The sequence below is a fragment of the Reyranella sp. genome (assembly GCF_036558665.1).
Lineage (GTDB): Bacteria > Pseudomonadota > Alphaproteobacteria > Reyranellales > Reyranellaceae > Reyranella.
On record NZ_DATBFE010000087.1, the window covers coordinates 22,758 to 30,241 of the forward strand.

Below are 7,484 nucleotides of genomic sequence, written 5' to 3' on the forward strand. Positions count from 1 at the left end.
ATCCGGATATTTCGACAATGACGGCGCCTCGGCTCGGTCCCTCGCTCGCTCACGGGCTGAGCTTCGAAGACCTCTACGAGCGCGATGGCCTTGTCCGCCTCGATGCGGCTTTCGTCGCCTGGCTGCAAGGCGTGAATGTCGAGGGGCATGCGCGCCTCATGGCGGCGCGTGCCACGCCCGGCGCTCTGGCGGCAAAGGAGGAGTCGAACCTCCTGATCGACCTTGCCCGTCCGCTCGAGGATTTCGTCGCCGGTTTATTCGGCGTCGTCGACGAAGCCTCTTCGCTACGCGCCCGCCACGTTGCGCTGGCGCCGCTCTACGACTGCAAGCGGCTGTTCGTGCAGCGCTATGTGACCCGCGCGATCAAGCCGGACGTCGCGGCGGCACTCGATGGCGCCGAGGTGACGAAGGCCATCAATGTGGAAGCCCGGCTGGAGGACGGGCTCGAGGCGTGGGAACTCGCCTTTGCGCTCGCTGTGCGCGACCTCATCGGCGCGGAGTTCAAGGTGGTGACGCCGGCTCCCGAGATCGAGGCGATGGCGCGCTATGCCGCCTGGGCGCTGCACAATCCGGAGGGCAAACGACGCCATCGCGACGGACCCCTGTTCAAGGTGCCGCACAAGCTCGACTTCGAGCATCTGGTCCCCGTCGAGACGGAAGTGGTGGATGGGGTCACGCGTATGAAATTGCCGCGTCCGCTGCTGCGCCATCGCGACGGCTTCGCTCTCACCGATGCCGGCTACGACCTCGTGCGGGCGCTCGATCATGCGAACTACTGCATCTGGTGCCACAACCAGGGCAAGGATAGCTGCTCCAAGGGGCTGAAGGACCGCAAGACTGCCAAATTCCAGAAGTCGCCGTTCGGCGTCACGCTCGCCGGCTGCCCGCTCGAGGAAAAGATCTCGGAGATGAACCTTCTCAAGAGCGAGGGTTTCTCGGTCGGCGCGCTGGCGGTGGTGATGGTCGACAACCCGCTGGTCGCGGCGACCGGCCATCGCATCTGCAACGACTGCATGAAGGCGTGCATCTACCAGAAGCAGGAGCCGGTCGACATCCCGCAGGTCGAGACCCGCACGCTCAGGGACGTCCTGGGTCTGCCCTGGGGCTTCGAGATCTACTCGCTGCTGACGCGCTGGAATCCGCTCAATCTTTCCCGGCCGATCCCCAGATCCGCCACGGGGCGCAGCGTGATGGTGGTCGGGCTGGGCCCGGCCGGCTTCAATCTCGCCCATCATTTGATGAATGACGGCCACACTGTGGTCGCGATCGATGGCCTCAAGATCGAGCCGCTGCGGGCGAGGCAGTCGGGAGTCGAGCCTGACGGCAAGCGCGTGCCGTTTGCGGCCGTCAAGGATATCGCCGATCTGCGCGAGGATCTTGACGAGCGCGCCATGGCCGGCTTCGGCGGCGTGGCCGAGTACGGCATCACGGTGCGCTGGGACAAGAACTACCTGAAGCTGGTGCGGCTCCTGCTGGAGCGCCGCCGTCAGTTCTCGATGTTCGGCGGCGTGCGCTTCGGCGGAACGGTCACGGTCGACAGCGCCTTTGACATGGGCTTCGATCACATCGCCCTCTGCGCCGGGGCGGGCAAACCGACCGTGCTCGATATGCCGAACGGTCTCGCCCGCGGCGTGCGCGCGGCGTCGGACTTCCTGATGGCGCTGCAGCTCACGGGCGCGGCCAAAAAGGACTCGATCGCCAACCTGCAGGTGCGCCTGCCGGTCGTCGTGATCGGCGGCGGCCTGACCGCAATCGACACCGCGACCGAGTCGCTTGCCTACTATCCTCTCCAGGTCGAGAAGTTCCTGGCGCGCCACGAGACGCTCGCGGCTGAGCGCGGCGACGCAGCCGTGCGGGCCGATTGGAGCGACGAGGAGCGTGAGATCGCCGACGAATTCATTACCCATGCCAAGGCAATCCGCGCCGAACGCGAGGCCGCAGCGAAAGAAGACCGTGCGCCGGAGATTGCGAAGCTGGTGAATGGCTGGGGTGGCGTCACCATCGCCTATCGCCGGCGCCTGATCGACTCGCCGTCCTACACCTTGAACCACGAGGAGGTGCTGAAGGCGCTGGAAGAGGACATCCGCTTCGCCGAAGGGTTGTCGCCGGTCGCGGTCGAGGTCGACGCGAACGGGCACGCCAAGGCCATCAAGCTGGAGGGCCAGCAGGACGGCGAGAAGGTGACGGCGATCCTGCCGGCCCGCACCATCCTGGTGGCGGCGGGTACGCAACCCAATACCGTGCTGGCACGCGAGGACGCCGTGCACGCCTTCATCGACGGCAAGTACTTCCGCGCGGTCGACGAGGAAGGCGAGCCCGTTACCCCCGAGCGCGTCGCCAAGCCCGACGAGGTGCGCGTGCTGATGCATCGCCACGGCGACGGTCGCTTCATGTCGTTCTTCGGCGACCTGCATCCGTCATTCGCCGGCAACGTGGTGAAGGCGATGGGCGGCGCAAAGCAAGGCTATCCGGTCCTGACGCGCACCATGGCACGCCTACCGGCGCCCAAGCGCTCGCCGGCCGACATCCTGGCCGAGGCCAACCACCTTTGGCGGGCGCGGGTGGTACGCGTGGAACGGCTGACGCCCACCATCGTCGAGGTCGTGGTCGAGGCGCCGGCCGCGGCGAAGACGTTCGAGCCCGGCCAGTTCTATCGCCTGCAGAACTACGAGGCGCGGTCGAAGAAGGTCGAGGGCACGCTGCTCACCATGGAAGGCCTCGCGCTGACCGGCGCCTGGGTCGACAAGGACAAGGGCCTGCTGTCACTGATCGCGCTGGAGATGGGCGGTTCGTCCGACCTCTGCGCACTGCTCGAGCCGGGCGAGCCGGTGATCGTCATGGGCCCGACCGGCACGCCGACCGAGATCGAGTCGGGCGAAACCGTCGTGCTGGCGGGCGGAGGCCTCGGCAATGCCGTGCTGTTCTCGATCGGCCAGGCGTTCCGCAGGGCCGGCAGCAGGGTGCTCTACTTCGCCGGGTACAAGCGCATGATCGACCGTTACAAGGTCGGGGAGATCGAGGCCGCCGCCGATGTCGTGGTCTGGTGCTGCGACGAGGAGCCCGGCTTCACGCCGTCCCGGCCGCAAGACATGGCCGACGTCGACAACATCGTCGAGTCGATGCGCAAATACGCCGCGGGCGAGCTCGGCGACCAGCCGATCCCTTTCAGCGATGCCGACCGCATCATCGCGATCGGCTCGGACGGAATGATGAACGCGGTGCGGCTCGCGCGGCACTCGGTGCTGAAGCCCTACCTCAAGCCCGATCATCGCGCCCTTGCATCGATCAACTCCCCCATGCAGTGCATGATGAAGGAGATCTGTGCCCAGTGCCTGCAGCTCCACAAGGATCCCGAGACGGGCAAGGAGACGGTGGTCTTCTCCTGTTTCAACCAGGACCAGGAGCTCGACCGCGTCGACTTCGCCTGCCTGCGCCAGCGGCTGCGTCAGAACAGCGTGCAGGAGAAGCTGGCGGCGCTGTGGATCGACCGCTCGCTCAGGAAGCTCGGAGCCCGCTGACCGAAAATCGCGCGCAGGCTTCAGGGCGTCCGCACAAAGCGGAACAGCACCTTGTCGGTGCTGTAATAGCGGAGCTGGTCCATGACCTTCGGGAAGTAGGCGCTGCCGATCGGGAAAGGCATGAAGGCGTCGAGGGCGAGCGGACGAACGGCCACGCTGAAGCCCGTTTCGGCGAAGGCCTTCGACACGTCTTCCAGTGAATGATCATAGATGGGGATCGACGAGGTCTCGGCGATCAGCGAGCGCCAGCGCGGCCAGAGGCCTGAGTCGGTGTGACAGCCTATGGCTGCGACGTAGGCGCCGCCTGGCCGCAGCGCGGCCTTGATGTCACGTGCATGCACCGCGGGGTCGGGCAACAGGTAGATCACCTCGTGGCTGAAGGCGAGGTCGAAGGTCTGGCCGAGCGCGGCCGCCTGATCACCCACCCGGTAGTCGATCGGCCGATGGCCCTTCAGCAGCTCGGCACGCGCCACCGATTCGCGGGCGATGTCGATGCCGACGGCCGACCTGAACGGATGGCGATCGTAGAGCAGGCGCAGAAAGCCGCCCTGGTTGCAGCCATAGTCGAGCACCGTCGACTGCCGGAGGTCGGGCGGTGCGCCGACGTCGATCATGCGTCGCCAGATCGGGGCGTGCGTCGCCCCCATCGCGTCTTCGTCGGCTTGGCTGCGGTTCCAGGTCGAGATCATGTCGCGTGCCATGACAAATCTCCAGCTTGGGCGAGAGAGTCTATCACGCTGCGCAAGACAAAGCCGGGCGCGCCGCGCTAGCTTCGCCGCATGACCGACAAGGAACGTCCCCTCGCCAGGCCCACCGTGCAGGTCGAGAACGACCGCGTGATCGTGACCGAATGGCGGTTCCCGCCGGGCGGCCACACCGGCTGGCACAGGCACATGCACGACTATGTCGTCGTGCCCGTCACGACGGGCGAGCTGCACATATTCGATGGCAAGGCGACCGTGCCCGCACCACTCAGGGCTGGAGTCTCGTATGCTCGCCAGACCGGCGTCGAGCACGACGTCATCAATCCAAACGATTTCGAGTTCGTGTTCGTGGAGGTCGAGCTCAAGCCATGACCAGGTTGCGCCGGAGGTTTGCGGCCGCTGCGCAGGGAGCCTGCATTGACTTCGCCGGGAGCAGGCCTCATATGAGGGCCGCCAGCGGTCCGGCCCGGCGCTCGGGCCCCCATTTCAGGGACACGCGAAGACCGCCCCCGGAGCCCATCGGATGTGGGCTAACCTACGGAAACTAAATGAGTTTTGAGAGTTTGGGGCTGAGTTCCCCGGTATTGCAGGCAGTCAGCGAAAAGGGCTACACGACGCCCACGCCAATCCAGGAAAAGGCCATTCCCATCGTCCTGATGGGCCGAGATGTCCTCGGATGTGCCCAGACGGGCACCGGCAAGACCGCCTCCTTCGTGCTGCCCATGATCGACATTCTGGACCACGGCCGCGCCAAGATGCGCATGCCGAGGTCGCTGATCCTGGAGCCGACGCGCGAGCTTGCCGCCCAGGTCGCCGAAAACTTCGACATGTACGGCAAGTACAACAAGCTCAACATGGCGCTCCTGATCGGCGGTGTCAGTTTCGAGGATCAGGAACGCGCACTGGAACGCGGGGTCGACGTGCTGATCGCCACGCCGGGCCGGCTGCTCGACCATTTCGAGCGCGGCAAGGTGCTGTTGAACGACGTCAAGGTGCTGGTGATCGACGAAGCCGACCGCATGCTCGACATGGGCTTCATCCCGGATGTCGAGCGCATCGTGAGCCTGCTGCCGCCGCTCAGGCAGACCCTTTTCTTCTCCGCCACCATGCCGCCCGAGATCAGGCGGCTGGCCGACCGGTTCCTCAGCAATCCCCGGGAAGTCACCGTGTCGCCGCCGGCGTCGGCGGGCACCAACATCGTGCAGGGCCTCGCGGTCGTAGCCGAAGAGGACAAGCGCGAGGCCTTGCGGCGCCTGATCAGGGAACAGGACATCAAGAACGCGCTCGTGTTCTGCAATCGCAAGCGCGACGTCGCCATCCTGCAGGGCTCGCTCAAGAAGCACGGTTTCAATGCCGGGGCGCTGCACGGCGACATGAGCCAGCCCGCGCGCATGGAGACGCTCGAGCGATTCAAGCAGGGCGAGATCCAGATCCTGGTGGCATCCGACGTCGCCGCCCGTGGCCTCGACATCGTCGACATGAGCCATGTCTTCAACTTCGACGTGCCGTTCTCGCCGGAGGATTATGTCCATCGCATCGGTCGCACCGGCCGCGCCGGCAAGACGGGCCATTCCTTTACGCTCGCTTCGCCGGACGAAGGCAGCCTCGTCGAGGCGATCGAGAACCTGATCGGCACGACGATCCCGCGCGTGGAGGTCTCCGGCGTGGAGACGGTCGCTTTCGAGGCTTCTGCCGGCCGCAAGCGCGGTCGCGGGCGGGGCCGCGGCGTCAAGGCCGCCAGCGGCGAACGGACCCGTACCCGCCGCGAAACACGCAAGCCGCGTGGCGACCAGCCGGTCGAGCAACAGGCGGCGACACCGGCTGCGCGCGAAACTCGCCCCCAGCGGCCGCAGCGCGAACGCCGTGCAGAGCGGGAACATCATCGCGAGCCCCGCACCGAGCGCACGGGTCGCAGCCATGACCGCCGGCCCGAACGCCGCCGCGAGCGCGACGACGGAGCACCGGTCGGACTGGGCGACCACGTTCCGGCTTTCCTCGCCCGGCCCCCGCGCTAGAGTACGCCCCGCGGGAGAGCGGGATGCAAACGATCTTCGTCATGGTGAAGTGCGAGCTCGGCAAGGCCTACGAGGTCGCCGACGAGGCAGTGGCCATCGAGCAGGTCTCGGAGGTCTATTCGACCTCCGGGCAGTACGATCTCCTGATGAAGTGCTACCTCGACGACAAGACGGACATCGGTCACTTCGTCACCAGCAGGATCCAGACGCTGCCCGACGTGAAGGACACCTTTACCCTCATCACCTTCAAGGCATTCTCCTAGCCTTCTTCCGGAAGATGATGATTAGTTGATCAGCCCGTAGAACTTGCCGGCGTTGGTGCAGGTGATCATCCTGGTCACCTCGGGCGGCACGTCGGCGAACTGCTCCTTGATATACTGGTCGGAGTTCGGCCACACGCCGTCGCCGTGCGGATAGTCGGAGCCCCACATCAGGCTCTCCGCGCCCATGTCGTCGATCAGCTTGGCGCCGATGCGGTCGAACTGGAACGTGGCCTTGCACTGGCGGCGCCAGTAGTCGGAGGGCTTCATCTTCAGCCCGAGGTCGGTGAAGCGGTCCTCCCATTCGAAGTCCATGCGGTCGAGCGCATAGGGGATCCAGCCGCAGCCCGATTCGCCGAAGGCGATGCGGATGTTGGGATAGCGCTCCAGCACGTTGGCCGCGATGATCGCCGCCAGGATGTTCACCAGGTTCATCTGGAAGCCGGAGACCACGGTGAAGAACACCGAGCGGCCGACGCGGCCGGGATGCTTCTGGATCATGTCGGGCGGCACGTTGGGGAAGGTGTGGAAGTGCAGCGGCAGCTGCACGTCGTTGACCGCCTTCCAGAGGGGCTCCCACATCGGATGCCACATCGGCTCCATGTCCCACGAGCAGGAGAGCTCGAGACCGCGAATGCCCATCTTGGCGACGCGATAGATCTCCTTCACCGCCGCGTCGATGTCGCCGTAAGGCAGGCAGGCGAGCCCGATATGGCGGTCCGGGTACGGCCGGCAGAATTCCTTCAGCCAGTCGTTGTAGATGCGCAGCATCTCGTTGGCGGCCTCGGCGTCGTTCAGCCGGCCAGCCGCGCCCAGGATGCCGTAGATCACCTCGGCATCGACATGGTCACGATCGAGGTCCTTGATGCGCAGATGCGGGTCGGAGACGCGGCGGATGTCCTTGGCGCCGTCCTCGTAGAGCCCCGTCTCGGCCATCACGTCGACCCGATGATGCTTGCCCTTCACGTATTTCGAACCAGCCGGGCC

6 protein-coding genes are annotated in these 7,484 nt (G+C 65.9%); 4 read left to right on the top strand and 2 right to left on the bottom strand.

The features are described from left to right. Positions 1 to 17: 17 nt before the first annotated feature. Positions 18 to 3,518 (top strand): FAD-dependent oxidoreductase, encoded by a 3,501-nt coding sequence (locus VH499_RS14350; RefSeq protein ID WP_332053422.1) that lies wholly within the window; start codon positions 18 to 20, stop codon positions 3,516 to 3,518. 20 nt (positions 3,519 to 3,538) lie between these two features. On the opposite strand, the gene VH499_RS14355 is transcribed toward VH499_RS14350, so the two are convergent. After that, on the bottom strand, positions 3,539 to 4,219 hold the full coding sequence (locus VH499_RS14355; RefSeq protein ID WP_332053423.1) for a class I SAM-dependent methyltransferase: 681 nt from the start codon (positions 4,217 to 4,219) through the stop codon (positions 3,539 to 3,541). Between the two features lie 78 nt (positions 4,220 to 4,297). Here VH499_RS14355 and VH499_RS14360 point away from each other — a divergent pair, with 78 nt between their 5' ends. The 3 genes from VH499_RS14360 (at position 4,298) to VH499_RS14370 (ending at position 6,500) form a co-directional block, all read left to right on the top strand. Beyond that, the gene (locus VH499_RS14360) at positions 4,298 to 4,594 is read left to right on the top strand and encodes a cupin domain-containing protein (protein WP_332053424.1); all 297 of its coding nucleotides are present in this window, start codon (positions 4,298 to 4,300) and stop codon (positions 4,592 to 4,594) included. 176 nt (positions 4,595 to 4,770) lie between these two features. Then, positions 4,771 to 6,237: a DEAD/DEAH box helicase gene (locus VH499_RS14365; RefSeq protein WP_332053425.1), complete on the top strand. Its 1,467-nt coding sequence runs from the start codon at positions 4,771 to 4,773 to the stop codon at positions 6,235 to 6,237. Positions 6,238 to 6,260: 23 nt separating this feature from the next. Further along, positions 6,261 to 6,500: an Lrp/AsnC ligand binding domain-containing protein gene (locus tag VH499_RS14370; protein ID WP_332053426.1), complete on the top strand. Its 240-nt coding sequence runs from the start codon at positions 6,261 to 6,263 to the stop codon at positions 6,498 to 6,500. Positions 6,501 to 6,521: 21 nt separating this feature from the next. Here the strand turns inward: VH499_RS14370 and VH499_RS14375 are convergent. After that, a partial coding sequence (locus VH499_RS14375; RefSeq protein WP_332053427.1) for an amidohydrolase family protein occupies positions 6,522 to 7,484 on the bottom strand: 963 nt, incomplete at its 5' end.

Excerpts from the sequence above, each read along its gene's own strand:
- VH499_RS14350 (WP_332053422.1), top strand. The coding sequence starts at position 18 with ATGACGGCGCCTCGGCTCGGTCCCTCGCTCGCTCACGGGCTGAGCTTC.
- VH499_RS14355 (WP_332053423.1), bottom strand. The coding sequence starts at position 4,219 with ATGGCACGCGACATGATCTCGACCTGGAACCGCAGCCAAGCCGACGAA.
- VH499_RS14360 (WP_332053424.1), top strand. The coding sequence starts at position 4,298 with ATGACCGACAAGGAACGTCCCCTCGCCAGGCCCACCGTGCAGGTCGAG.
- VH499_RS14365 (WP_332053425.1), top strand. The coding sequence starts at position 4,771 with ATGAGTTTTGAGAGTTTGGGGCTGAGTTCCCCGGTATTGCAGGCAGTC.
- VH499_RS14370 (WP_332053426.1), top strand. The coding sequence starts at position 6,261 with ATGCAAACGATCTTCGTCATGGTGAAGTGCGAGCTCGGCAAGGCCTAC.